This window comes from Nonomuraea sp. NPDC004702 (assembly GCF_053601695.1).
Genome location: NZ_JBSGCE010000007.1, coordinates 83,869 through 105,946, shown reverse-complemented (window position 1 = coordinate 105,946; position 22,078 = coordinate 83,869). Strand labels below are relative to the sequence as shown.

The 22,078-nt window shown below is 71.2% G+C and carries 21 protein-coding genes and 1 tRNA gene; 15 read left to right on the top strand and 7 right to left on the bottom strand.

Translation table 11 applies throughout. The annotated features are described in order from the left end of the window. Positions 1-113: 113 nt before the first annotated feature. Both ACWEJ6_RS11840 and ACWEJ6_RS11835 read right to left on the bottom strand, forming a co-directional pair. Positions 114-548 (bottom strand): hypothetical protein, encoded by a 435-nt coding sequence (locus tag ACWEJ6_RS11840; RefSeq protein ID WP_452423243.1) that lies wholly within the window; start codon positions 546-548, stop codon positions 114-116. A 67-nt stretch (positions 549-615) separates the two neighbouring features. After that, entirely contained in the window at positions 616-1,047 is a 432-nt protein-coding gene (locus ACWEJ6_RS11835) for a hypothetical protein (RefSeq protein WP_387675819.1), read from the bottom strand. A 411-nt stretch (positions 1,048-1,458) separates the two neighbouring features. On the opposite strand from ACWEJ6_RS11835, the gene ACWEJ6_RS11830 reads away from it, so the two are divergent. Both ACWEJ6_RS11830 and ACWEJ6_RS11825 read left to right on the top strand, forming a co-directional pair. Continuing rightward, positions 1,459-1,803: a hypothetical protein gene (locus ACWEJ6_RS11830; protein WP_452423241.1), complete on the top strand. Its 345-nt coding sequence runs from the start codon at positions 1,459-1,461 to the stop codon at positions 1,801-1,803. A gap of 213 nt (positions 1,804-2,016) precedes the next feature. Next, complete coding sequence (locus ACWEJ6_RS11825) at positions 2,017-5,112, top strand: BTAD domain-containing putative transcriptional regulator (protein WP_452423239.1); 3,096 nt, start codon at positions 2,017-2,019, stop codon at positions 5,110-5,112. A 62-nt stretch (positions 5,113-5,174) separates the two neighbouring features. On the opposite strand, the gene ACWEJ6_RS11820 is transcribed toward ACWEJ6_RS11825, so the two are convergent. After that, complete coding sequence (locus tag ACWEJ6_RS11820; protein ID WP_452423237.1) at positions 5,175-6,131, bottom strand: LysR family transcriptional regulator; 957 nt, start codon at positions 6,129-6,131, stop codon at positions 5,175-5,177. A 130-nt stretch (positions 6,132-6,261) separates the two neighbouring features. Here ACWEJ6_RS11820 and ACWEJ6_RS11815 point away from each other — a divergent pair, with 130 nt between their 5' ends. From ACWEJ6_RS11815 to ACWEJ6_RS11805, 3 genes are all read left to right on the top strand, one after another. Continuing rightward, positions 6,262-6,987 carry an SDR family oxidoreductase gene (locus ACWEJ6_RS11815; RefSeq protein ID WP_387675829.1) on the top strand — a complete coding sequence of 242 codons (726 nt, stop codon included), beginning with the start codon at positions 6,262-6,264 and terminating at the stop codon, positions 6,985-6,987. Between the two features lie 49 nt (positions 6,988-7,036). Continuing rightward, on the top strand, positions 7,037-7,819 hold the full coding sequence (locus tag ACWEJ6_RS11810) for an SDR family NAD(P)-dependent oxidoreductase (protein WP_452423235.1): 783 nt from the start codon (positions 7,037-7,039) through the stop codon (positions 7,817-7,819). Positions 7,820-7,913: 94 nt separating this feature from the next. Then, entirely contained in the window at positions 7,914-8,519 is a 606-nt protein-coding gene (locus tag ACWEJ6_RS11805) for an ester cyclase (protein WP_452423233.1), read from the top strand. A 15-nt stretch (positions 8,520-8,534) separates the two neighbouring features. Here the strand turns inward: ACWEJ6_RS11805 and ACWEJ6_RS11800 are convergent, their stop codons facing one another. Then, positions 8,535-9,740, bottom strand: coding sequence for an MFS transporter (locus ACWEJ6_RS11800; RefSeq protein WP_452423231.1), 1,206 nt, complete (start codon positions 9,738-9,740; stop codon positions 8,535-8,537). 57 nt (positions 9,741-9,797) lie between these two features. On the opposite strand from ACWEJ6_RS11800, the gene ACWEJ6_RS11795 reads away from it, so the two are divergent. Further along, the gene (locus ACWEJ6_RS11795) at positions 9,798-10,775 is read left to right on the top strand and encodes a DUF5937 family protein (protein WP_452423229.1); all 978 of its coding nucleotides are present in this window, start codon (positions 9,798-9,800) and stop codon (positions 10,773-10,775) included. Between the two features lie 295 nt (positions 10,776-11,070). On the opposite strand, the gene ACWEJ6_RS11790 is transcribed toward ACWEJ6_RS11795, so the two are convergent. Continuing rightward, positions 11,071-12,090 carry a LacI family DNA-binding transcriptional regulator gene (locus tag ACWEJ6_RS11790; RefSeq protein ID WP_452423227.1) on the bottom strand — a complete coding sequence of 340 codons (1,020 nt, stop codon included), beginning with the start codon at positions 12,088-12,090 and terminating at the stop codon, positions 11,071-11,073. 126 nt (positions 12,091-12,216) lie between these two features. Here ACWEJ6_RS11790 and ACWEJ6_RS11785 point away from each other — a divergent pair, with 126 nt between their 5' ends. Continuing rightward, positions 12,217-13,470 carry an MFS transporter gene (locus ACWEJ6_RS11785; protein WP_452423225.1) on the top strand — a complete coding sequence of 418 codons (1,254 nt, stop codon included), beginning with the start codon at positions 12,217-12,219 and terminating at the stop codon, positions 13,468-13,470. Continuing rightward, positions 13,467-16,172, top strand: coding sequence for a family 78 glycoside hydrolase catalytic domain (locus ACWEJ6_RS11780; RefSeq protein ID WP_452423223.1), 2,706 nt, complete (start codon positions 13,467-13,469; stop codon positions 16,170-16,172). Before ACWEJ6_RS11785 ends, ACWEJ6_RS11780 begins: the two co-directional genes overlap by 4 nt. Before the next feature lie 106 nt (positions 16,173-16,278). Here the strand turns inward: ACWEJ6_RS11780 and ACWEJ6_RS11775 are convergent, their stop codons facing one another. Next, positions 16,279-17,751 carry an alpha/beta fold hydrolase gene (locus ACWEJ6_RS11775; protein WP_452423221.1) on the bottom strand — a complete coding sequence of 491 codons (1,473 nt, stop codon included), beginning with the start codon at positions 17,749-17,751 and terminating at the stop codon, positions 16,279-16,281. A 93-nt stretch (positions 17,752-17,844) separates the two neighbouring features. Between ACWEJ6_RS11775 and ACWEJ6_RS11770 the strand changes: the two genes are divergently transcribed. The 6 genes from ACWEJ6_RS11770 to ACWEJ6_RS11745 all read left to right on the top strand — a co-directional run bounded on the left by ACWEJ6_RS11770 (position 17,845) and on the right by ACWEJ6_RS11745 (position 21,195). Continuing rightward, positions 17,845-18,429: a hypothetical protein gene (locus ACWEJ6_RS11770; protein WP_387675862.1), complete on the top strand. Its 585-nt coding sequence runs from the start codon at positions 17,845-17,847 to the stop codon at positions 18,427-18,429. Between the two features lie 166 nt (positions 18,430-18,595). Beyond that, positions 18,596-18,853 carry a hypothetical protein gene (locus tag ACWEJ6_RS11765; protein ID WP_452423219.1) on the top strand — a complete coding sequence of 86 codons (258 nt, stop codon included), beginning with the start codon at positions 18,596-18,598 and terminating at the stop codon, positions 18,851-18,853. A 56-nt stretch (positions 18,854-18,909) separates the two neighbouring features. Next, positions 18,910-19,476, top strand: a complete 567-nt coding sequence (locus tag ACWEJ6_RS11760) for a MauE/DoxX family redox-associated membrane protein (protein WP_452423217.1) — start codon at positions 18,910-18,912, stop codon at positions 19,474-19,476. Further along, positions 19,473-20,027 (top strand): hypothetical protein, encoded by a 555-nt coding sequence (locus tag ACWEJ6_RS11755; protein ID WP_352354283.1) that lies wholly within the window; start codon positions 19,473-19,475, stop codon positions 20,025-20,027. The genes ACWEJ6_RS11760 and ACWEJ6_RS11755 overlap by 4 nt, the downstream gene beginning before the upstream one ends. 50 nt (positions 20,028-20,077) lie before the next feature. Next, positions 20,078-20,428 carry a hypothetical protein gene (locus tag ACWEJ6_RS11750; RefSeq protein ID WP_387675868.1) on the top strand — a complete coding sequence of 117 codons (351 nt, stop codon included), beginning with the start codon at positions 20,078-20,080 and terminating at the stop codon, positions 20,426-20,428. A 206-nt stretch (positions 20,429-20,634) separates the two neighbouring features. Further along, a complete protein-coding gene (locus ACWEJ6_RS11745; protein ID WP_358298058.1) occupies positions 20,635-21,195 on the top strand; it encodes a hypothetical protein in 561 nt (186 codons plus the stop codon). 38 nt (positions 21,196-21,233) lie between these two features. Here ACWEJ6_RS11745 and ACWEJ6_RS11740 read toward each other — a convergent pair whose 3' ends face one another. Next, positions 21,234-21,818 carry a hypothetical protein gene (locus ACWEJ6_RS11740; protein ID WP_358298056.1) on the bottom strand — a complete coding sequence of 195 codons (585 nt, stop codon included), beginning with the start codon at positions 21,816-21,818 and terminating at the stop codon, positions 21,234-21,236. A gap of 147 nt (positions 21,819-21,965) precedes the next feature. Here ACWEJ6_RS11740 and ACWEJ6_RS11735 point away from each other — a divergent pair. After that, positions 21,966-22,061 (top strand) — tRNA-Sec (locus ACWEJ6_RS11735). The last annotated feature ends 17 nt before the right edge of the window (positions 22,062-22,078 follow it).

The following is a 22,078-nucleotide window of genomic DNA, read 5'->3' as shown; positions in this document are numbered from 1 at the left end:
AGGTTCGGAACCGCCCGAAGCAACGGCGTCCCATCTGATTCTCCTGATCAGATGGGACCGCGTCGACCTTGAGAATACTGTTTAATACCGGCTCAGGTCAGAGTCGATTTGCCTCAGCATTCTCCTCCCCAACCCTTGTTCACCAGATCGATGTTCTGTCCTATGGCGTCGATGAGCCCGGCGCTTCCGTGGTCGATGTAATAGCCGGTCTGGGTGTTGAAGTGGATGCAGTAGCTCGTGTATGTGCCCCAGGATAGGGTCTGGTATCGATAGTGGTCAGCGCCGAGTTGGGCGACCCCGTTGTTGAACACCCAGTAGTAATGCCCCTTGTCCAGCAGTCGGTTGGCGAGATTCGTATAGCTGGCGGCCATGAGCGAGTCGGCCTCGAGGCGATCCTTGTAGAGACACACCTGTCCCGAACGGCAGCCTCGGACTGTCGCCGTGCCGGCGGAAGCCGAAGTGGCGGGCGCGAAAGCGAGCAAAATCGCAGATGCGACGAGCGCAATCAGGCCGCGGGTAAGATTTTGGGCAGCTGAGGTTTTCATCATGTTCCTTTCGAGTGCTGCTGTTCCGCTCGTGGAGTGAGCTCGAAGAGCCGGAGCTCGCTCATGGCGACTACTCGTTGCAGGGGTACTGCGAGGCGTTGATCCAGTCGATCTCGGGGACTTCATTCGCGTAGGACCAAGACCTGATGCCGGCCGCGGGATTGCCCTCTTCTGCCCGGTGAATGCAAACCGGCCCATAGAACTGGTCGCCTATGGCGCGGACGGTGAGGGCGACGTGATCCTCGTAGTCCGGGTATCCGTAGTTGAACACCGAGCGGACGTTCCAGTACGACGGGCTGGACGCGCTGGACTTCCAGTCCTCGCCCCGCCCGATCCCGATCTTCGTCGCCGCGGAGGGGACCGGGGACGAGTACATGCAGATGTCGCCCCGCGCGCAGCCGTACATGCGATCGGGAAGGCTCGCCGCGCTCGCCGGTGACGCGAGCGCCAGCCCAGTCAGAGCGGCGACGGCGACGGCTGCCGGGATGAACCTTTTCAGCATGAGTTCTCCTCGCTTTGTTGCCTGGGCGGTCCCAGGTCGTGAAAGGGGCGGCCCACCGAGCGGATAACGGCAGGCAGGAGCCAGTCTTGATGGCTGATGGATTGTCTGGAACCCGGATTCGCCACCCAGACAAAGTGATCGCTGCACTGGCGGGCAGAATCAGTTCATCCCGCCGGGCTCGGGATCGTCACCCACTTTCAGCCTGAGCGGGAACACACAGGTCAGAACCTTCTCCTGTATCTCGGGCCGGGCGTTGCCGCCGGCCAAAAGCGTTGAACAAGACTCACGTACGCGATTCCACTCCCGGCGGCCCGTCGTCAGGAAGTGAAGGCTCGGTTCGTCAGCCGCCTGGACCTGTGGCCATAACGAATCCAAAGGCGATCCAAAGGGCTGCGTCCTACGGTGTGCCGCATGCGACCTACGACGGCAACGCGCCGCGCATTCATCATCGGGCTCGTAGCAGTGAGCGGATTCATCGCTGTCCCTGCGGGATCGGCCTCCGCCACTACCGTCCAGATTGCCTCTGACCTGCGCTGTTACAAGCAGGTTCTCACTGTCCGCGGTGGAGGCATCAGAGGATTCTCCGTCAACTGCACCGGCCCGATCCACAAAATCAGGACCTTCACCGTCTGGGGGTGGCGCCAGAACGCCAACCCGGTGGGGAGCAGCGGGATGAGCATCTACGGAGCTGAAAGCAGATGGGTGTCGCTGCCGACGCTCTCGAGCGGCACCTACGACCGGATCGACGTCAAGTGAACCCTGCTTCGGGTCCGGAACCTCTTCACGAGCAGAGAGCCTCCACGGCCGAGCTCGCCCACCGGCCCCACTGACCGCCACCACCACGATGGCCGCCACCCCGACCAGGGTGGCGGCCATCGGCGGCTGTCACCGCTCGCAGCCGTACCCCGCTGGGCCTGCTCGCCCGCCGCGCCGACGACGGGTGGCGACCGCCCTCGCTATCGTGATCACATGGGGGCAGACCACGTGCGGTTCAACATTCTGGGCCGGGTCGAGGCGACGGTCGGCGAGCGGCCGGTGCGGCTGGGCGGTTCGCGGGCCCGGCAGGTGCTGGCCATGCTGGCGGCCGGCCACGGTCAGGTGCTCAGCATCGACCGGCTGGCCACCGCCTGGGGCCATGACCCGCCGGCGACCGTACGCAACCAGGTCATGATCGCGGTGGCGGCCTTACGCAAGGCCTTACGCAGGGCGGGCGCCGAGTCGGAGATCATCAGGACCGAAGGGTCCGGCTACCGGCTGGCCGGCGGCCTGGTGGACACCCAGCTCGCGGAGCAGCGCATCGAACGGGGCCGGCAGGCGGCCCAGGCGGGACGGCAGGCCGAGGCCGCCGACCTCCTGGGCCAGGCCCTGGCTCTGTGGCGCGGCCCGGTGCTCGGCGACCTGGAACTGGAGGAGCTGGCGGCCTTCGCCGGGCGATGGGAGGAACTGCGCCTGGCCGTCCTCGAAGAGCGGGCCGAACTCGACCTCGCCCTCGGCCGCCACCGCGACGTGGTCGGCGAGTTGTCGGAGCTGCTCGCCGAACATCCGCTGAGAGAGCGCCTGCGGGGGCTGCTCATGACGGCGTTGCACGGCTCCGGGCGGCGGTCCGACGCGCTGGAGGTGTACCGGCAGGGGCGAGCCCTGCTGGCGGACGAACTCGGCCTCGACCCCGGGCCCGAGCTGCGCCGGCTGGAAGCGGCCATCCTCGCCGACGCCCCCGACCTCGACCTCGAACCCTTCCACGGGCGCGACGAAGCCGGGCAGGCGCCCGCCGAACTGCCCGCCGACGTGACCGGCTTCGTGGGACGCGAGCGCGATCTGGCCCTGCTGCGCCGGTACGCCTGCGCCGCGGGCACCCCGTCCGTCACGACCGTCACCGGCGCGGCCGGCGCGGGCAAGACCGCCCTGGCCGTACGGTTCAGCCATCTCGTGGCCGAGGAGTTCCCCGACGGCCAGCTCTACGTCGACCTGCGCGGGCACGCGCCCCGGCCGCCCATGCCGCCGATGGAGGCACTCGTCCGGATGCTCGGCTCGCTGGGGGTGCCCCCTGAGCGCATCCCCGAAGAGCAGGAGGCGGCGGCCTCCCTGTACCGCTCACGTCTGTCGGGCCGGCGGATGCTGGTGCTGCTCGACGACGCGCGCACGGCCGAGCAGGTACGCCCCCTGTTACCCGGCGCTCCCGGTTGCCTGGTCCTCGTCACCAGCCGCAACGCGCTCGCCGGGCTGGCCGTCTCCCACGGCGCCCGAGATCTGTCGCTCGGCGTGCTCGACCGGGACAACAGCGTCCGGCTGCTGGCCTCCATGGTCGGAGATCAGCGGCTGTCCGCCGAGCCGGAGGCGGCCGAGCAGATCGTCCGGCTGTGCGGCCGCCTCCCGCTGGCCCTGCGCGTGGCCGCCGCCACGCTGGCGACGCGCCCGCGCAGGTCGCTGGGCGAGTACGCCGCCGCGCTGTCCGCGCGAGGGCTGGACCTGCTGCGGATCGACGGCGACGTGGCGGTCCGGGCGGCGTTCGAGCTGTCGTACGCGGGACTGCCCGAGGCGGAGCGGCGCCTGTTCAGGCTGCTGGGGCTGATCCGAGGGCCGGACATCACCGCGCCGGCCGCCGCCTGCCTGGCCGACGTCGAGACCGCCGAGGCCGAACAGCTCCTGGACCGCCTCGCCGCCGCGCATTTGATCGAGGAGCACCGGCCGTACCGGTACACCTGCCACGACCTGCTCCGCCAGTACGCCGGAGAGCTCACGCTGCGCGACGACGCCCCCGCGACCGGCGTCCAGGCCCTCGAACGCCTCGGCGACTGGTACCTGGCCGAGGCCGTCGCGGCGGCCGAGAGCGCCTATCCCTCAATCACCCGCCTGCCGCTCCCCGTCACATCCGGGCTCAGGCCCCGCGCCGAGGCGATGGCCTGGCTCAGCGCCGAACAGGCCAACCTCGTCGCCTTCGCCCTGCACGCGGCCGACGCCGCCTCCCTCACCCCCGCCGCCCGCCGGCCTCCGATCAGCGGGCCCAGGCGGCACGCCTGGCTGATCGCCGACGCCCTGCGCGGCCATTTCGTCCACCACACCGCCACCAGCCTGGCCGACATCGTGGCGGTCTCCGACGCCGCGGTGCACGCGGCCACCGTCGAGGACGACCCGCTCGGCCTGGCGGCGGCCCACCTCAGTGCGGGCACGGCCGCCCTGTGCCGCGCCGCCTATTCCACTGCCCGAGCCGCCTGCGAGCTGGCCGTCCGGCACAGCGAGCGCGCGGACTGGTCCGCCGGCGCCGCCGCCGCGCACAACAACGCCGCCGCCGCCTGCCACGACCAGGGCGAGCTGGGCCAGGCCATCGACCATCTCGTCAGGTCCGTGGAGCTCAACCGCGAGATCGGCGACACCTACGGCGAGGCCCGCGCCACGGGCAACCTGGGCGCCGTGCACCTGGAATACGGCGACCTGGAGGCAGCGGAACGACACCTGCGTGACGCCCTCGCCCTCCACCGCAACCTGCGCGACAGCGAGCTGAGCCACTCCCTCAACGAGCTCGCCACCGTCCGGTGCCTCAGCGGAGACCTGGACGAGGCACTGGCCCTCGCCACCGAGGCACTCCGCCACGACCGCGCACGCGACCTGCACGTGCCCGAGTCCAAGAGCCTGGCCACGCTGGCGGAGATCCACCGTGACCGAGGCCGTCTCGACCTCGCCCTTGAGGCTGCGCTCCTGGCCGGTGAGCGTGCGGAAGGAGCGCGCCACGTCTATGCCATGTGCAGCGCCATGCACGTGCTCGGCACCGTCCGGGCGATGACCGGACATCACGGCGAGGCTCTGGACGCCCACCAGCAGGCGCTCACCTACGCCGTCACGGCAGGCATGCGGCGTCTGCAGGTAAGGCCGCTGCTCGGCCTCGCCCGCGCGCATGCCGGCCTGGGCATGCACGACCGCGCCCTCCAGTACGCCCGTCAAGCGCTGGACCAGGCGTCCTCGACGGGCTACCGCCGGCTGGAGGACCTGGCGCTGTCGCTCTTGGCCGACCTCGAAGGGCGGCCACGGCCGGCGCCTCGCGAGGGGGACGGGCGCCGTACTCGGCGGTGATGCGGCGCGAGGTGCGGGTCGCGCTGGGAGGTCGAACGGCGGGACCTCCGACGCCACGTTGATCAGAGCGGATTCGACGGCGCGTCGGCAGCCGCTCGCTCCTGGGAGACGGCGGTCGCCGGGAAGCACGCCGGGTTGACGCGCGCCTGCTGGGCGAGGAGGTCGGCGAAGGCCACGGTGATGGCGTCGGGACGGGTGCGGGTGTAGGCGGCGAGAGCGCGGCGGATCGGCGGATCGGGGCGGAGCAGGACGCCGTCGAAGTGGGGCGGGATGATGTTGGCCGGAACCAGGGCCGGACCGAGTCCGGCGGCCGCGAGGAGAGGAGCGGCGGAGGTCTGCTCGGCGCGGACCGCCGCCTGCGGGTGGAAGCCCGCTTGGGTGCAGACCTGGTCGAGCAGATCGGCGAGACCGTTGTCGGGGGCGTAGTGGACCCAGGCGCGGTCGGCCAGATCGCTGAGGGCGACCCTGCCGGTGGGGCTGCCGGCCAGGGGGTCGTCGGCGGGCAGGACGATCCCGAACTCCTCGACGCCGAGTTCGCGGATCGGTCCCTCCCAACCGGCGGGCACAGGGCCGACGGCGAGGTCGGCGCGGCCGGCGGCCATGGCGGCCTGGAGCCGGTCGGCGTGCGGGTACTCGCGCAGCCGGATCCGTACGCCGGGGTGCCGGCCGCGCCAGGCCCGCAGGACGGGCGGCAGGATGCCCAGACTGACCGAGTAGATGGCGGCCACCTCCACCTCGCCCTCCTCCAGTCCGGCCGTGCGCCGCGCCACCCTGTGCAGGCTCTCGGCCTCGGCCAGCGCGGCGCGGGCGTGCGGCAGCACCGCCCTGCCCATCGGGGTCAGGCGTACCGCGCGAGGGAGCCGTTCGAGCAGCGGGCCGCCGACCGCGGTCTCCAGCGCCCGCATCTGGTGGGAGAGCGCGGGCTGGGTGACGTGCAGGTGCTCGGCCGCGCGGGTGAAGGAGCCGAGGTCCACCACGGTCACCAGGTATTCGAGCTGCCGGAGCGTCGCCATCGCCATGAGCAGAGTTTATCGATCCGGTAGAAAACAAGCCTTGGACTCATGGCAGGTGGGTGAGCCAGAGTCGTGGACGTGGCCGCCACCGGCAAGGTCGGGCGGCTGATCCCCGACTGTTCGAAGGAGTTCTCCCATGTCCGATGACACGCGCTTGAAGGGACAACGGCTCGTCGTGGTGGGCGCGGGTTCGCACACCGGGCGCGCGCTGGCCAGGTCCGCGTCAGCGGCCGGCGCCGCCGTCGTGCTGGCCGGCCCGGACCTCCGCAAGCTGGAGTGGACGGCCGCCGAGCTGTCCGGGCCCGCCGAGGTGCGCGTGCTCGACCTCTGCGACGAACGGTCGATCGCCGACTTCGCCGGAGGTCTCGGCCGGTTCGACCATCTGGTCTCCACCGCCGCGGTGCCGGCCAACGGCCCGCTGAAGGACCTCGAAGCGGCCGACGTGCAGCGAGCGTTCTCGGCCAAGGTGATCGGGCCGCTGCTGCTGGCCAAGAACCTGGCGGGGCAGGTGTCCGAGCACGGCTCGTTCACCTTCTTCTCCGGTGTGGTCGCCTGGCGCCCGGCGCCCGCGCGCACGGTGATGGCCACCACCAACGGCGCGCTGGCCTTCCTGGTGCGGGCGCTGGCGGTGGAGATCGCGCCGGTCCGGGTGAACGCTGTTTCCCCCGGCATCGTCGACACCGGCGCCTGGGACGGCATGGGCGCCGACAAGGCGGCATTCCTGCGCGGGGTGGCCGAACGCAACCCGGCCCGCCGGGTGGGCACCCCCGAGGACCTGGTCAAGGCCGTTCTCTACGCCATCGACAACCCCTACGTCACCGGCACCGTGCTGCACGTCGACGGCGGCGGCCGCCTCGCCTGACCGCCGCCCCGCCGAATCATCCCGACCCGACCGACATCAGGAGCAGTTGATGGATCTTCACCTGGAGGGCAAGGTCTTCCTGGTCACCGGGGCCTCCGCCGGCATCGGCGCGGCCACCGTACGCACCCTCGCGGACGAAGGCGCCTTCGTGGTCGGCACGGCCCGCGGGACGGAGGGCATCGAGCGGCTCGGAGCCCGGGTGACCGCCGTCGCCGCCGACGTGACCGACCCACGCGCGCCCGCCCAGATCGTGACCGAGGTACTGGCCCGTCACGGACGCCTCGACGGCCTGGTCAACAACGTCGGCGGCCTCGAATCGCGCGGCGGCTTCCTGGAGGTGACCGACCAGCAGTGGCGGACGGCGTTCGACCTCAACTTCCACTCGGTCGTCCGCATGACCCGCGCCGCGCTGCCTGCCCTGCTGGAGCACGGCGGTTCGCTGGTCCATGTCAGCAGTGAGGCCGCCCGCCTGCCGGATGTGCCGCTGGTGGACTACGCCGCCGCCAAGACGGCCCTGCTGTCGCTGTCCAAGACCCTGGCGGGCGAGTTCGGCCCGCGCGGGGTGCGCTCCAACGTCATCGCCCCCGGCCCCACCCGCACCCGGCTGTGGGACGCCCCCGGCGGGTTCGCCGAGCAGCTCGGCGCCCAGTTCGGCCTCGCGCCGGAGGCGGCCGTCGACCACTTCGTCCGCGAGGTGCGCCGGCTGCCCAGTGCCCGGCTCGGCGAGCCCGAGGACGTGGCCCGGGTGATCGCCTATCTGCTCTCGCCGCTCGCGGGCCAGGTCACCGGCGCCGAGTGGGCCATCGACGGCGGCGCACTGCGTCAGATCTGACCCGTCATCACCCCGTTCTTCCGCCCGGTCGAAGGGACCGGACGGCCTTCCCGGCACGCGCCGAGCGTGCCGGCTGATCCGAGGAGTACCGCTCATGCGTTCACGCACCCTTGTCCGCGTCGCCGTCGTCGCCGTGGCGGCGAGCCTCGCGGGCGGCAACGTCACGGCCGCCCACGCGCACGACGACGGTCACCGGCAGGGCCCGTACGCCTGGCCCCAGCGCCTGATCGACCACTCACCCGACCTGGTCCAGCCCAAGGCGATCACCGTGGACCGCTCGATCGGCGACAGGCGCGCGGCCCAGGAGGTCCACCTGGCCCAGCAGCTGTACACGTTCTGGAACACCGGCGAGCAGAAGTACCTGGACGCCGCGGTCAGCCCGCGGTTCAAGGACAACACCCTGCCGGCCGGCCGTCCGCAGGGCCCGACCGGCCCGGTCTTCGCCTCGAAGAACTTCCGCGCCGCCGTGCCGGACCTGACCTGCGAGCTGGCCGACCTGCTGGTCACCGGTGACAAGATCACCGCCCGGCTGGTCTTCCGCGGCCACTTCACCGGCGCCTTCAACGGCGTCCAGGGCAAGGGCCAGAGCGTCGACTTCAACGCCATCGACATCCAGCACGTCGGCACCGACAGGATCATCGAGGACTGGCACATCGAGGACAACGCGACGCTGCTGAGCCAGCTCGGAGTCGACGGCTGACACCTCGCCTGACCCCTACGCCGCGTGCCTGGCCACCGCGGCGGCGCCCGTGCCGGCCAGGGCGAAGAGCGCGGCCAGGGCGAGCCAGCCCGCCGTACGGTGTTCGACGGCGGTGGTGGCGAGGATCGGCGAGACCATGGCGGCCAGCGCGTAACCGGTCTGGCTGAGCCCCTGGTAGGCGCCCGCGCTGCGCGGGTCGGCCAGTTCGAAGGCCATGCCCCAGCCGCCCGCCTCGCCCAGGATCTCTCCCATGGTGTGGGCGAAGGCGGCCAGCACGAACAGGACGCAGGCGACGATCACGTTCCCGTAGGCGGCCAGGGCGTACAGACCGCAGGCGAGAGCGAGCAGCCACGAGGCGCGCCTGACCGTGAGCCCGGCCTGGCGCACGTCGTCGGTGCCACGTGAGGCGCGCACCTGCAGCGCGGCGACGACCACGGTGTTCAGGACGAGCAGGACGGAGACGATGGCGGTGGGCGCGCCGGTGGTGGCGACCCAGAGCGGCACGCCGACGGTCAGCAGGCCGAACTGCATGGCCACCACCGCGTTGCACACCACGCTCGCGACATACCTGCGGTCCCTGAGCGGCGAGGGGCCGCCGGACGCCGCGCGCTGCCTGACGGCGGTCATCCTGGCGGCCAGCTCCGGCACCTGACGCCCGAGCCCGGCCAGCGGCACGGTGGCCGTCAGCAGCAGGACCCCGGCGGCGACCATCGCCACCCGGTAGGCCGCCGCGGTGCCGATCAGCAGCGCCGCCGCGGCTGCGCCCGTGCCCAGGCCGATGAAGACGTTCGTGACCACCCGCATCCGGGCCCGGATCTCGACCCGCTCCGGGCCGGGGTACCACCGGGCCAGCATCGCCTGCTTGGCGGAGGACCCCACCGAACGCGTGATCACCGCCGTGCAGGCGATCAGGGTGAACACGACGGCGTCGGAGACGAACGTGTAGGCGAGCAGTGCGAGCCCGTTGAGCCCCGTCGCCACCGTCTGGACGCGGTGCGCGCCGACCCGGTCGGCCAGCCACCCTCCCGCGTACGAGGCCAGCACCCCGGTGCCGCCCGCGATGCCCAGCCCGAGACCCACCGTCTGCACGCCGAGCCCGATGACGAGCGTGAAGTACAGCGTGCTGACGGTGTAGAAGACGCCGCTGGAGAGCGCGAACGCCATCGTGCTGAGGGTCAGCGAGCGGGCGACGCGGTCGCTGGGGAAGAACGTCTGGATCACGGGGGCCTTTATCCCGCGATAGGGCCTTTGTCGCCAATTGATGTAGCGTATGGCTTCATGCCGGGGCTGATCGAGTACGAGCTCGCGGGCATGGACGTCGCGGACGTCCGCTTCGCCATCTCGCCGCTCAACGAGCTCACGCTGTCGTTGCGCACGTTCCGCGACCCCGGGCGCTACCCGGTGCACCTGCCCTGGCTGCGCCGCACCGAGCAGGTCCGCTCCACGCTGGACGTGCCCCTGCTGCGCGCGCTCACCAACGACGACATGTGGACGCCGGACTACCTGTCGCCCCGCCCCCATGCGCCGCTCACCCGCATCGACGACGAGTTCGCCGCCCTGGCCCGCGTGCCCGCCGGCCGCGTGCTCGACGACCTGCGCTCCATCCACCCCCGGCTCCCCGAGCCGTTGCGCGGCGACCCGTCGGCCCGCATCCTGGACGCGCTGCGCGACTACTGGCGCACCTGCTTCGCGCCGTGGTGGCCCAGGATGCGGGCGGTCCTGCAGGCCGACGTGGTCCACCGGGGCCAGGTCATCTCGGCCCACGGCCTGGCGGCGATGTTCGCCGACCTCAACGAACGCGTCCAGCTGAAGGACGGGGTCGTCCGCATGCGGCTGATCAGCGACGCCCGCTACCGGCGCGCCACCAGCGGCGAGGGCCTCACCCTGGTCCCGACCCTCTTCAGCCGGGCCCCCACGACCCCCATCTCGCCGTCGGAGCCCCCTTTGGTCATGTACGGCACCCGGGGCGCCGGCACGCTCTGGCAGTCCGAGCCCCATACGTCCCCAGCGGTGCTCACCGACCTTCTGGGCGCCACCCGGGCAGGGCTGCTCACCACGCTCGAAGCCCCCGCCTCCTCGACCGAGCTGGCCGGCCGCCTGGGCGTCACCACCTCGGCCGTCAACCAGCACCTTCGCACCCTGCGCGCCGCCGGCCTGCTGGCCAGCGCCCGCCACGGCCGCTCGGTCCTCTACCTGCGCTCCGAACTCGGCGACGCCCTGGTCACCGGCTCGGGACTCCACCGTGAAGGCGATTGAGCCGGGCGCACCCAGGCACTCTCCGTCCTCCTGCGGAGGCCGTGCGCCGCATGGCGACCCTTGTGCGGACCGCCCGCGGCGGCGCCACGTGACCTGCGGGGCCGGGTGACGCGTTTCGCCGGAGCGTTCGACGACTCCACGATCGCGGAGGTCAGCCGTTGATGAGCAGGGCCAGGCGGTCCCAGGCGGGGGAGGAGGCTGCCGGCTGGGATTGCGCGGCCGGCCGGGCGATGGCGGGAAGGCGGGGATCGTCCGCGGGCGGAACGGGAAATCGGTTCGTCACCGGCCGGTGGCGTCAGAGAAGGCGTACGGGGCCCGTGGACTCACGCTCGATCAACGCCGGCTGTGACACCCACTCCCGTGCCTCCGTGCGCGCCTTGATCCGCTCCAGTGCCAGGTCGGCCGCGACGCGGCCCATGGCGGTGCCGTACTGGGCGATGGTGGTGAGCGAGAAGCGCGGGTGCGAGGCGAACTGGGTGTCGTCGTAGCCGACGACAGAGACGTCATCGGGCACTCGCAGCCCATGCTCCGACAGCGCCCGCAGGCTCCCGAAGGCTCCCTGGTCGGACCCGACGAACAGCGCGGTCGGCGGATCCCCCCGGTCGAGCAGCGCCGCCGTGGCCCGGTAGGTCTCGGCCTCGCTGCCGCCGCAGGTCACCACCGACAGGTACGCGTCGAGCCCCAGCCGTTGCATCGCCTCGCGGTAGCCGGACTCGCGTACGGCATGCGGGCTCAGCATGCCGGGCCCGGAGACGTTGTGCGAGAGGTGAGTGATCCGCCGGTGCCCCAGCGTCGCCAGGTGCTCGACGGCCAGGGCCGCGCCTGCTCGGTCGTCGTTGACGACGCGGTCGTAATGGTCGCTCGCGTCGTGCCTGGCCACCACCACCGTCGGCAGCCGCTGGGCGAAGGAGTCGAGCCAGGACGCGCGCACCTTCGGCGAGACGACGATGACCGCTTCCACCTCGCGGTCCCACAACGACTCCATGCCGGGGTTCCGCTCGCTGGTCTCGTGGTCGAAGGGGGAGACGAGCATCCGGTAGGGGCCGGTGTCCAGCTCCTCGTAGACGCCGTCGAGGATGTCGGCGAAGAACTGGCCACGCAGCAGGGGGACGGCCACCCCGATGGTGCGGGTGGCGGTGCGCATGGCGCGGGCGGCTTCCCGGGGGCGGTAGCCGAGCTCGGCGATGGCCCGTTCGACGCGTTCGCGCATGCGCGGGCTCACGCCGTAGGCGTCGCGCAGGACCTTCGACACGGCAGCCCGTGACACCCCTGCCGCGGCGGCGACGTCGGAGATCGTGGGGCGCGAGGAACTCATGTCAGCAACATAGCGGTCCGGAACTTCCCTCTTGAAAAATGTAGATCGATCCACAATAGTCGCTTCACACAACGCGGACCAGCGGCGTGCGGGCCGTGGAACCCCCTACACGAGGTATCGACGCAGATGACACAGACGACGGCCAGGCGTGCCTGGAGGACGGCCGCGCTCGGCGGCATGGCCTCCTACATGGACGCGGCCACCATCGTGGGGACCGGCACCGCGCTGGTTCTGTACAAGCAGCAGCTCGGGCTGAGCCCGTGGATGATCGGCACGGCGTCGTCCGTCCTGACGCTGGGCCTGGCCCTTGGAGCCGTGTTCGGCGGACGGCTCGGGGATCTGCTGGGCAGACGCAGGGTGTTCACCTACGACCTGGTCGTCTTCGTCGCCGGTCTCCTGCTGCTGGCCTTCGCCGTCCAGCCATGGATGATCTTCGTCGGTGTGGCCGTCACGGGGCTGGCGATGGGCGCCGACATTCCGACCTCCTTGGCGCTGGTGGCCGAGGAGGCGCCGGAAGGCCGGCGTGCCAGGCTTGTCGCCTTTTCGCAGGTGCTCTGGAGTTGTGGCGGATTCGCTGCCTACCTCATCGCGTTCCTGGTCTCGGGGACCGGAACGATCGGCGCGCGGATCATCTACCTGCACGTGATCGTCGTGGCCTTGGTGGTGCTCGTGCTGCGCCGGAGGCTGCGTGAGTCGGAGGAGTGGGTACGCGAGCGCGACCGGCAGCAGGCCGGCCCGGCCGAGGGCGTGCGCGGCGACTCCTGGCGCGTGCTGACGTCCAGGCCGCTCCTCGGCGCCGTCGTCGGGCTCGGCCTCTTCTACGCCGTCGGCAACCTGGTCGCCAACACGTTCGGCCAGTTCCAGACGTTCCTGTTCACCGAAGTGGCCGGGGCGCAGGTGTCGACGGCCACCCTCGTGGGGATGCTGGCCTATCCGCTCGGGTTCCTCACCATCCTGATCTTCATGAAGTACGTGGACGGGCCCGCCCGGATGCTGCTCTACACGATCGGTGTCGCGATCATGGCGATCGGGACGGCGATCCCGCTGATCGTGGGGCTGAACACGGTGACGCTGATCATCCTGAAGTTCGCCATCACGATCGGCGCGAGCTTCGCCGGCGAGGTCATCTTCAAGGTGTGGTCGCAGGAGTTCTTCCCCACCCTGATCAGAGGCACCGCGCAAGGCGTCGCCATAGCCTTCACCCGGTTCGTGGCGGCGGGCTTCGCGCTGGTCACCCCGGTGATCGCCGACGCCAGCCCCCAGGCGCTGATGGTGGTGCTGCTCGCCGCCGTGCTCATCGCCGCGCTGATCGCCTGGACGTGGATCTTCCCGCTGCGCCGCCGCATGCCGGCCACCGCCGACCCCATGGCGGTCCGGTGAGCGTCGACCTGCGGCTGCACGGCATGCCGGCGCCGCGACCGCGTCTGTCCTGGCGGACCACCGAGCCGTTCGACGCCTACCGCGTCGAGCTCACCCTCGCCGGCAGGCGACCCGTCGTGCACACGGCGGAGGGCGCCGAACAGCTCGGCGTGCGATGGCCGTTCGCCCCACTGGACTCCCGCGCCGCCGGAGCGCTGCGCGTCAGCGTCGGCAGCCGGGGCCGCTGGGGGGACTGGAGCCGGCCGCTGGCCTTCGAGACGCCGCTCTTCGGCGCCGGGGACTGGAGCGCGCGCTTCGTCTCGCCGCGGACCCTCGGCGGGGTGCTCACCGCCGCGCCGCTGCTGAGCCGTACCGTGAAGCTGCCCGCGGCGGTGACACGCGCCCGCCTGCATGTCACCGCGCTCGGGCTGCACGTGACGCGGATCAACGGCGAGCGCGTCACCGACGAGGAACTGGCGCCCGGCTGGACCAGTTACGGCCGGCGGCTGCGTTACCGCACCCACGACGTGACCGCCCTGCTCGGGCCGGGCGAGAACGAGGTCACCGCGCTGCTCGGCAACGGCTGGTACCGCGGCAGGCTCTACTCGCGCGGCGAGCGAGCCCTGTACGGCGACCGGCTCGCGCTGCTGGCGCAACTGGAGATCGAGTGCGCCGACGGAAGCACGCACCTGGTGGTGACCGACGAGAGCTGGCGGGCGCACGCCACGGGCGTCCTCGCGGACGACCTCTACGACGGACAGACCACCGACCTGCGGATCGGGCGCGGACCGGGCGAACCGGTGGAGGTGCTCGACGAGCCCCTCGACCAGCTCTTTCCCGGCGACTCTCCGCCTGTTCGGCCGGTCGCCGCAGTGCCGGGCGGCAGGCGGTACGCGGCCCCGTCGGGGGAGCTGCTGGTGGATTTCGGGGAGAACCTGGTGGGCTGGGTACGGCTGCGCGTGCGCGGGCGTGCCGGGCAGGAAGTCGTCGTCCGGCACGCCGAAGTGCTGGAGGACGGTGAACTGGGCGTCCGCCCCCTGCGCAGTGCCCAAGCCACCGACCGCTACGTGCTGGCCGGTGGACGGACCGAGGTGCTGGAGCCGTCGCTGACCTTCCACGGCTTCAGGTACGCGGGGCTGCGTGGCGTGGCTCCTGAGGAGATCGAGTCGGTCGAAGCGGTCGTTCTCAGTTCCGACCTGCGCCCCACAGGGCATTTCCGCTGCTCGGATCCCGATGTGCAGCGGCTCCACGACAACGTGGTGCGCAGCATGCGCGGCAACTTCCTCGACGTGCCGACCGACTGCCCCCAGCGGGACGAGCGGCTCGGCTGGACGGGCGACATCCAGGTCTTCGCGCCCGCGGCCGCCTTCCTGGCCGACTGCTCGTCCTTCCTGTCCTCGTGGTTGCGGGATCTGGCGGCGGAGCAGTTCGAGGACGGCTGCGTGCCGTTCGTGGTGCCGAACGTCCACCACAACATCCTTCCCGCTGCCGCCGCGTGGGGCGATGCGGCCACGATCGTGCCGTGGACCCTCTACGAGCGTTACGGCGACGCCGAGGTGCTGCGTGAGCAGTATCCGAGCATGCGGGCGTGGGTGGAACGGCTGCGCGCCTTCGCGGGGGAGGACGGCCTGTGGGCCGGCCGGTTCCAGTTCGGCGACTGGCTGGACCCGGCCGCCCCGCCGGACGCGCCCGGCGACTCCCGCACGGACAAGGACCTGGTCGCCACCGCGCACTACATCCGCAGCACCGACCTGCTGGCCAGGACCGCCACCGTGCTCGGCCTGAGCGAGGACGCGCGACGCTACCGAGACCTGGCGGCGCAGGTGAGGCGTGCGTTCGCGGCCGCCTACGTCACGGAGCGCGGGCTGATGGTCAGCGACACTCCCACGGCTTATGCGATGGCCCTGCACTGGGACCTGCTGCCGACGCCGGAGCAGCGGGAAGCGGCTGGAACGAGGCTGGCCGACCTGGTGCGAGCCAACGGCTTCCGGGTGGCGACCGGATTCGTCGGCACGCCGCTGATCACGGATGCGCTCACCGAGGCGGGATACCCGCACCTGGCGTTCCGGCTGCTCCTGGAACGCTCCTGCCCGTCGTGGCTCTACCCGGTGACGATGGGGGCGACGACGATCTGGGAACGCTGGGACAGCATGCTGCCCGACGGCTCGATCAACCCCGGCCAGATGACCTCGTTCAACCACTATGCGCTGGGCGCGGTCGCCGACTGGCTGCACCGGCGGGTGGCCGGCCTCGCGCCCGCCGCCCCCGGCTACCGGCGGATCGAGGTCCGCCCGCTGCCGGGACATGGGCTGACCTGGGCGGAGGCCGATCTGGAGACCCCGTACGGCGACGCGGGCGTGGCGTGGCGGATCAGTGACGGCACCCTCATCCTCGAAGCGCGGGTGCCGCCGGGGACCGAGGCGATCGTGCACCTGCCGGGGCGCGAACCGTTCCGGACCGGCCCCGGCCGTCATCAGTGGAAGGCCGAGCTGCCGCCGCCGGCGTCGCCGGAAGTGATCGCGGACGCCGTCGACGACGCTTGGTTGTGGGAGCGCCTGACACAGGCGATGACCGCCCATGGCGTGATCGGCGATCCGGCGGCCCTGGCCGCTCGCGGGTTGCGCCTGCCGCTGTCCGAGCTGGCCTCCGTCGTCGCCCCGCGTGCCACACCGGAACAGGTCGCGCGGCTGCAGTCGGCCCTGGAAGAGCAACTGCGGCCGTGAGCCGAGGTCGGGCCGGGCGCAGTGGACGGCCTCAGGTGCGGTGGGCGGGAGGCCGTCCATCGAGGCATGAGACGAGCCCCAGCCGTCTCGCACATGGCCGCCGTGCTCAGGTTCTGGCGCCTGCGGCCAGGACGCGCCCGACCAGGATGTCGGCGAACCTGTCCGGCTGCTCGAACAGCGACCGGTGCCCGGCCCCGGGCAGGACGGTGTGTTCCTTGTGCGGCGCCACGAGTGTGGCGTACCAGTCGTCCAGCAGCCGGCGGCGTTCCGGGACCTCGTCGGCGCCGTCGATGAAGTGGACGGGGACGGCGAGCCGCGGGACGCGCGTCCGCAGGTCGAGGTCGCGGGCCCGCGGGTAGTAGCGGTCGTAGGCGTCGAGGAAGCCGGTGACGAGGTGCACTTTGTCCAGCAAGGAGTATTCGGGCGCCGCCAGGCTCTCGTCGAGGCCGCCCTGTCCGTTCCCGGTCGCGTAGACCTTGCTCTCGGCGAGCAGCATCGGCTCGTAACCGTACATGCCGGCATAGGGCGGGGGCCCGACGGCCTCCAGCGCGGCGGCGAGGTCGCGGTCACGGTGACCGCGCGCCCAGGCGAGGGTGTCGGCGTACTGGACGCGGTCGGCGGCGCCGGTGTTCACTGCTTGACCGACGCCGACGTAGGCGTGGAACAGCTCGGGCCGCCGTTGCACGGCGAGCACCGCCGGCAGGGTGCCCCCGGAGTGCGCCAGGAGGTAGATCCGGTCCTTGCCGAATCGGGTTCTGAGGTAGTCCGCGGCGGCGAGGATGTCGCCGGTCTCGCTCGCCGGGGTCAGCGTGGCGGTGGGTTCGAGCGCCGGGTAGGAGCTGCCGCCGCCGCGGCGGTCGAGGGTGGCGACGACGGCGTGGTCCTCCAGCGCGGACAGGTGCCTGCGCACCGCTCCGCGTTCGGCCGCGCCGGGCGCGCCGGGGACGAACAACAGGACCGGCTTGGCCGTGTCCCGGCCGCGGATCATCAGTCCGAGCCGGTGGGAGCCGCTCGGGACGGTCGTCAGCTCGGCGACGGCACGCTCACCGGCGATCGGGGCGGTGCTCGCGGGCAGCGCGACGCCGATCGCCGGCGCGGCGACGATCACCGCGAGCAGGCCGATCAGCGTCCGGCCGAGCAGGCGCCGGACGCGGCCTGTTCCCGGTCCTGATCGGGCCAGGCCGGTTCCCTGTCCTGAGCGGGCAAATCCGGTTCCCTCCCTTGATCGGGCCAGGCCGGCTCCCCAGGCGGCGCCGACGAGCATCGGAAGCAACGCGAGCAGCCCGTGCACCCCCCGCCCGGCGAGGAACGCCAGCACTCCGAACAGCCCACCCTGAGGCGCGTCGACGCTCGGCCCTTCCGCGCCGGTGCGGACGATCTCGAAGACCAGGGCGAACACCGCCGGCGCCGCGATCATCGCCCATCGCGACCTGGCGAGGTATCCGGCGACCCCGCCCACGACCAGGCTGAACCCGATGCTGGTCAACGCCGCTGCCGGGGTCAGCGGCCCGCGCGGCGTACTCACCCCCGCGACCGCTCCCCACACCAGCGGTGCGAGTACGGGCGCAATCCTGTTCACGATCATCGCCACCCCCTTTCAATGTAGCAGTCGCTACATGCATACGAATGTAGCATGCGCTACGCTCGTGGGTGGGACTGCTACGGTCGAGCCATGGATCGTCGTGCCGAGCTGGCCGAGCAAGTGCTGGACTACGTGCTCGAACACGGTCTGATCGGGTTGTCGCTGCGTCCGCTGGCCACCGCCCTGAACACCAGCGACCGCATGCTGATCTACCACTTCGGCAGCAAGGAACGGCTCGTCGGCGCCGCCCTCGCGCTCGCGCAGCAGCGGCTGGCCGCGGCGGCCGAACCTCCCGGCGAGGCGGTGCGCAGCGTCGCCGACCTCGTCAGGCATCTGTGGTCCAGCCTCGCGCACCCGAGCGGCACGCAGGCCACCCGGCTCTATCTCGACCTGTCCGTCCTCGCCGCCAAGGAACCCGAACGCTGGAGGGCCGCCGTCGAACAACTGCGCGGGCCGTGGCGCGAGCCGTTGCGGAGCGGCCTCCTCGCCCTGGGGGTCGCGGCGGGCGAGGCGGAGCCCCTCGCCGACCTCATCCTCGCCACACTCGACGGCCTGGCGCTCGACCGCATGGTCGCCGCGGACCCGGCGCGCGCCGACAACGCGGCGGCGGCCTTCGCCGACCTCCTCGACCGCCACCCCGGCCGACCACCGGAAACCCGGCCGGCAGCGCAGTGACGGACTTCGGGATCAATGGGCGCGCTGGAGGTGCGTACCGGCACGCGCCGTCCCGAAACCCGGTGGCCGTTCGTTGTCGGCCCGCATACGTCCGGCCGCGTGGCTGACGAGTGCTTCGGGCATCCACGACTCGCCGCGATCCACGATCCGCTCGACCCCGACCGCGGTGACCTCGACGCCTACGGTCGTCGGCGTCGATCCCGCTCGGGCGTCCATCGACGTCGCGCACGCCGAACCCGGCAGTGAGCGAGTGCGCTGGATCTGCGGTGACGCGACGGGCGTCCCGTCGCTGCAGGTCGATCTGGTGACGATGACGGCGAACGTCGCCCAGGCCGTCCCGGGCGACGGTGCGCACTTGCCCGAAGCGCGACCGACCGGGCGCCGTCCTCGGGTATCCCGCGAAATCGATCTTGTCAAGAGTTGATCATTTAAGGCCCGTACCATACTTTTTCGTTCATCCGACCCTGACGGGAGCGACGGATGAATCTGAATGCGGCAGTTGCGACCGGAGCCGCTGCTCAGGCCGTACTCATCGTGGTTTTCCTGATAGCGGCACTGTCAAAGACCATAACCCACCGCGAACTCGGCCGGACCATCGCACAACTCGGTCCGGCGGCTCTGGGAAGGCATGCCGCGATCGCGGTGATCGGCGTCGAGATGCTGGCCGTGATCGGCCTGACGGTGGCGCCGTCCGCCTTGTGGCCCCGCGCGCTCATCGTGCTGCTGGCGCTGGCGTTCGCCGGCGCCGGGATCCGCGCGCTGAGCCGTGGCGAGAAGATCAAGTGCGGTTGTTTCGGGAACGGCGGCGCGGTGCTCGGCTGGCGCCAGGTGCTGTACCTCCCGCTGTGGCTGGCGCTTGTCGTGCTGGCCGAGGCGAACCCGCCGGCCTGGACCGGGCAGGAGGGCCTGCTCGGCCTGGCCGTGGCGCTGCTGGCCATGGTCGCCTGGAAGCTGAGGGCCGAACTGCGCCTGTTGCGCCCGCTGCGGGAGGACCGGATGGTGCTTCCCGACCCCACCCAACCCGAAGCGGAGGTGCACGCCGCATGACGACGGTGCTGCTCATCGTGATCTGCCTGCTGGCCGTGGTGCTGTTCGTCCAGATCGGCGCGCAGGTGGAACTCTTCCAGCAGGTCAAGCAGATCCGGGGCTACCTCGACATGGAGGACAAGCCCACCCCGGTGGAGCTGGGAACCCTGGAGGGTGCCCCGCCGAGCCGCTTCGGCCTGCCGGCGGCCCTCGACGAGGCCGAGCGGGCCATGGTGCTGTTCCTGTCCAACAAGTGCGAGACCTGCCACAACCTGGCGTCGGCGCTGCGTGGGGGAGCGGTGCCGCCATCGATGTGGGTCGTGGTCGTCCCGGTGTCCGGGGACGGCAACGAGTTCATCGCCGAGTTCGGGCTGTACGGCGAGCGGGTGGTCCTCGACGAGGACGAGAGCATCGTCGGCAGCATCGGGCTCGACATCACACCCGTCGCACTCCACGTCACCGAGGGGAAGCTGACACGGGCCCACACGGTGCCGACGGTCAGGCAGATGTACGCGGCCGCCCCTGTTCCCTACAAGCACAACCTGGCCGGCAAGCCCTCCGTACGGCACTGATCCGATTTCATCCCACGGCCAGAGAGGCCAACATGGATCACCTCCACAAAATGTCGGAAGGACCGGACGCGTCGAACCGGCGAGGATTCCTCGGCTGGATGGGCAGGGTCGGCGTCGCGGCGATCGGCGCGGTCGCGGGTGCGACCGTGATGACCAAGCCGGCGGCGGCGGCGAACTGGCGTTGCTGCAACCTCGCCCTCCCCAACACGTTCTGCAAGACCAACAGCAGCGGACAGTACGTCTGCCCGTCCGGCTACAGCATGAAGGTGTGGCAGTGCTGTAGCGGCTCGGCGCCGTACCAGCGGAAGTACGCCTGCGGTGAGTGCACGAAGGGCGCCGACTGCGGTACGGGCCCGTTCATCTGCTCGGCCGGCTGGACCGTCAACGCCAACGGCTGCTGACAGCGACCGGGTGGCCGGTCCGGCGCGATGGCCGCGGCCGGCCACTCCGGATGGAGGATGTCGTGTCCCTTGACACCTGGCTGACCTTCGCGCTGCTCCTGCTCATCGCGAGCGCGGGCTTCGCGCAGTTGTTCAGCTTTTGAGGCCTTTCCTTCGTCGGATACCTCCGCCCCCTGGTCCAGGGGAGAGTTCCCGGGGAGAAGCCCATGTACCGGCCGATCCTCATGCTCATGCTCGGCTTCAGCCTCTCCGCGCTGCTCGCGTACGGGCTGGTGCACCTGCTCGGCTCCGGCCTGTTCGGCGGGATGCCCGGGACGGGCGCCAAGCTCGCCGCGGCGACGGTGATGCTCGCCTGCCTGGTCATCGACTCCGGCCTGTTCGGGCTGCGCACGCCCATGTGGCGGCGCCAGACTCCGCAGCAGCATTTCTACCGGTTCGGCCCGGCCAGGGGAGCGCTCCTGTGGGGGCTGGACACCGGCCTGGTCCTGACCACGTTCAGGGTCACCTCGCTCACCTGGGCGGCGCTCGGCGTCACGCTGTTCGGCCTGGTGCCGTGGTGGGCGGGTCTCGCCTACGCGATCGGCTTCACCTGGCCGGGTTTCGCGCTGGTCGCGATCGTGCCGTCGTCGAAGGACCTGGTGGAGATCCCTGAGCCGATGTGGCTGATCGACTGGCTCATGGAGAAGGAGAAGCCGGTCAGGCGGCTGATGCTGGGCCTGCTCACGGTCGTGTTCGCCGGCGTCGTCGCTTCGTCGTTCCTGGGCTGACGCGCCGCCCGCCGCTCGCGCGGGCGGCGCGTCGAAGGTCAGCAGGCGCCGTTGAAGAAGGAGATCTCACGCCGGACGACGGGCTCGCCCGGCACCCGGAACTCCAGCGGGACGCACGCGGGCTCCTTCACGTAGAAGCCGCCCACGAACATCGTGTCGTGGTCGGAGCACGCGGTGAAGGACACCGAGTGATCGGCCTCGGCCGGGGTGCGGGCGTTCCTGGACGGCTCGGAGTAGAGCAGGCCCGCGCTGTCGTGGAACTTCGCCGGGATGGACACCGTGATCGTCTTGCCCTTCCTGACCAGCGCGCCGACCTTGAACCTGTGGTCGCTTCCGTACTGCTCGGCCCGCGCGTCGCCCCACGCGAGCAGCCCGGGGATGAGCAACGGCCCCACCACGAGGTCGTCCGGCTCGGCCGTGCGGCTCGCCGTCTTCTCTCCCGGGAACTCGCCGTTGCGGTTCGCGCAGTTCAGCACCCGCGGATTCGCCAGGCTTCCCGGCCGGCCGGACGACTGCGCCGCCGTTCCCGCGTCGGCCTCCCCGGTGGCACAAGCGGTCAAGGACGGCAGCAGCGCCACCAGCGCCGCCCAGATCGATCCCCTGCGTACACCTTTGAAGATCATTATCCAGTTGTACACCTCGCCGCCGGAGGTGGCCAGACGTCAGTGGATCACCACAGCGCGGTGCGCCGTCGTCGCCGTCCGCGAGTGAGTGGCTCGGCGTGAGAAAGATCTTCAGTCGGAGCCCCCGAGCGGGTTAAGATCACCAGCGGAGGCGTCCGGGTGCCTGGTGGCCCTCTCGGTCTTCAAAACCGATGGCGCCGAGCATCTCGGCGCGGCGGGTTCGATTCCCGTCCGCCTCCGCCAGACCTCACCCCTGGAGT

What these genes read in the sequence shown, in the direction of transcription:
- ACWEJ6_RS11825 (WP_452423239.1), top strand. Translation starts at nt 2,017, where the DNA reads ATGGGGGCAGACCACGTGCGGTTCAACATTCTGGGCCGGGTCGAGGCG.
- ACWEJ6_RS11840 (WP_452423243.1), bottom strand. Translation starts at nt 548, where the DNA reads ATGATGAAAACCTCAGCTGCCCAAAATCTTACCCGCGGCCTGATTGCG.
- ACWEJ6_RS11770 (WP_387675862.1), top strand. Translation starts at nt 17,845, where the DNA reads ATGGATCGTCGTGCCGAGCTGGCCGAGCAAGTGCTGGACTACGTGCTC.
- ACWEJ6_RS11745 (WP_358298058.1), top strand. Translation starts at nt 20,635, where the DNA reads ATGTACCGGCCGATCCTCATGCTCATGCTCGGCTTCAGCCTCTCCGCG.
- ACWEJ6_RS11835 (WP_387675819.1), bottom strand. Translation starts at nt 1,047, where the DNA reads ATGCTGAAAAGGTTCATCCCGGCAGCCGTCGCCGTCGCCGCTCTGACT.
- ACWEJ6_RS11740 (WP_358298056.1), bottom strand. Translation starts at nt 21,818, where the DNA reads ATGATCTTCAAAGGTGTACGCAGGGGATCGATCTGGGCGGCGCTGGTG.
- ACWEJ6_RS11755 (WP_352354283.1), top strand. Translation starts at nt 19,473, where the DNA reads ATGACGACGGTGCTGCTCATCGTGATCTGCCTGCTGGCCGTGGTGCTG.
- ACWEJ6_RS11820 (WP_452423237.1), bottom strand. Translation starts at nt 6,131, where the DNA reads ATGGCGATGGCGACGCTCCGGCAGCTCGAATACCTGGTGACCGTGGTG.
- ACWEJ6_RS11805 (WP_452423233.1), top strand. Translation starts at nt 7,914, where the DNA reads ATGCGTTCACGCACCCTTGTCCGCGTCGCCGTCGTCGCCGTGGCGGCG.
- ACWEJ6_RS11785 (WP_452423225.1), top strand. Translation starts at nt 12,217, where the DNA reads ATGACACAGACGACGGCCAGGCGTGCCTGGAGGACGGCCGCGCTCGGC.
- ACWEJ6_RS11815 (WP_387675829.1), top strand. Translation starts at nt 6,262, where the DNA reads ATGTCCGATGACACGCGCTTGAAGGGACAACGGCTCGTCGTGGTGGGC.
- ACWEJ6_RS11760 (WP_452423217.1), top strand. Translation starts at nt 18,910, where the DNA reads ATGAATCTGAATGCGGCAGTTGCGACCGGAGCCGCTGCTCAGGCCGTA.
- ACWEJ6_RS11790 (WP_452423227.1), bottom strand. Translation starts at nt 12,090, where the DNA reads ATGAGTTCCTCGCGCCCCACGATCTCCGACGTCGCCGCCGCGGCAGGG.
- ACWEJ6_RS11750 (WP_387675868.1), top strand. Translation starts at nt 20,078, where the DNA reads ATGTCGGAAGGACCGGACGCGTCGAACCGGCGAGGATTCCTCGGCTGG.
- ACWEJ6_RS11795 (WP_452423229.1), top strand. Translation starts at nt 9,798, where the DNA reads ATGCCGGGGCTGATCGAGTACGAGCTCGCGGGCATGGACGTCGCGGAC.
- ACWEJ6_RS11830 (WP_452423241.1), top strand. Translation starts at nt 1,459, where the DNA reads ATGCGACCTACGACGGCAACGCGCCGCGCATTCATCATCGGGCTCGTA.
- ACWEJ6_RS11810 (WP_452423235.1), top strand. Translation starts at nt 7,037, where the DNA reads ATGGATCTTCACCTGGAGGGCAAGGTCTTCCTGGTCACCGGGGCCTCC.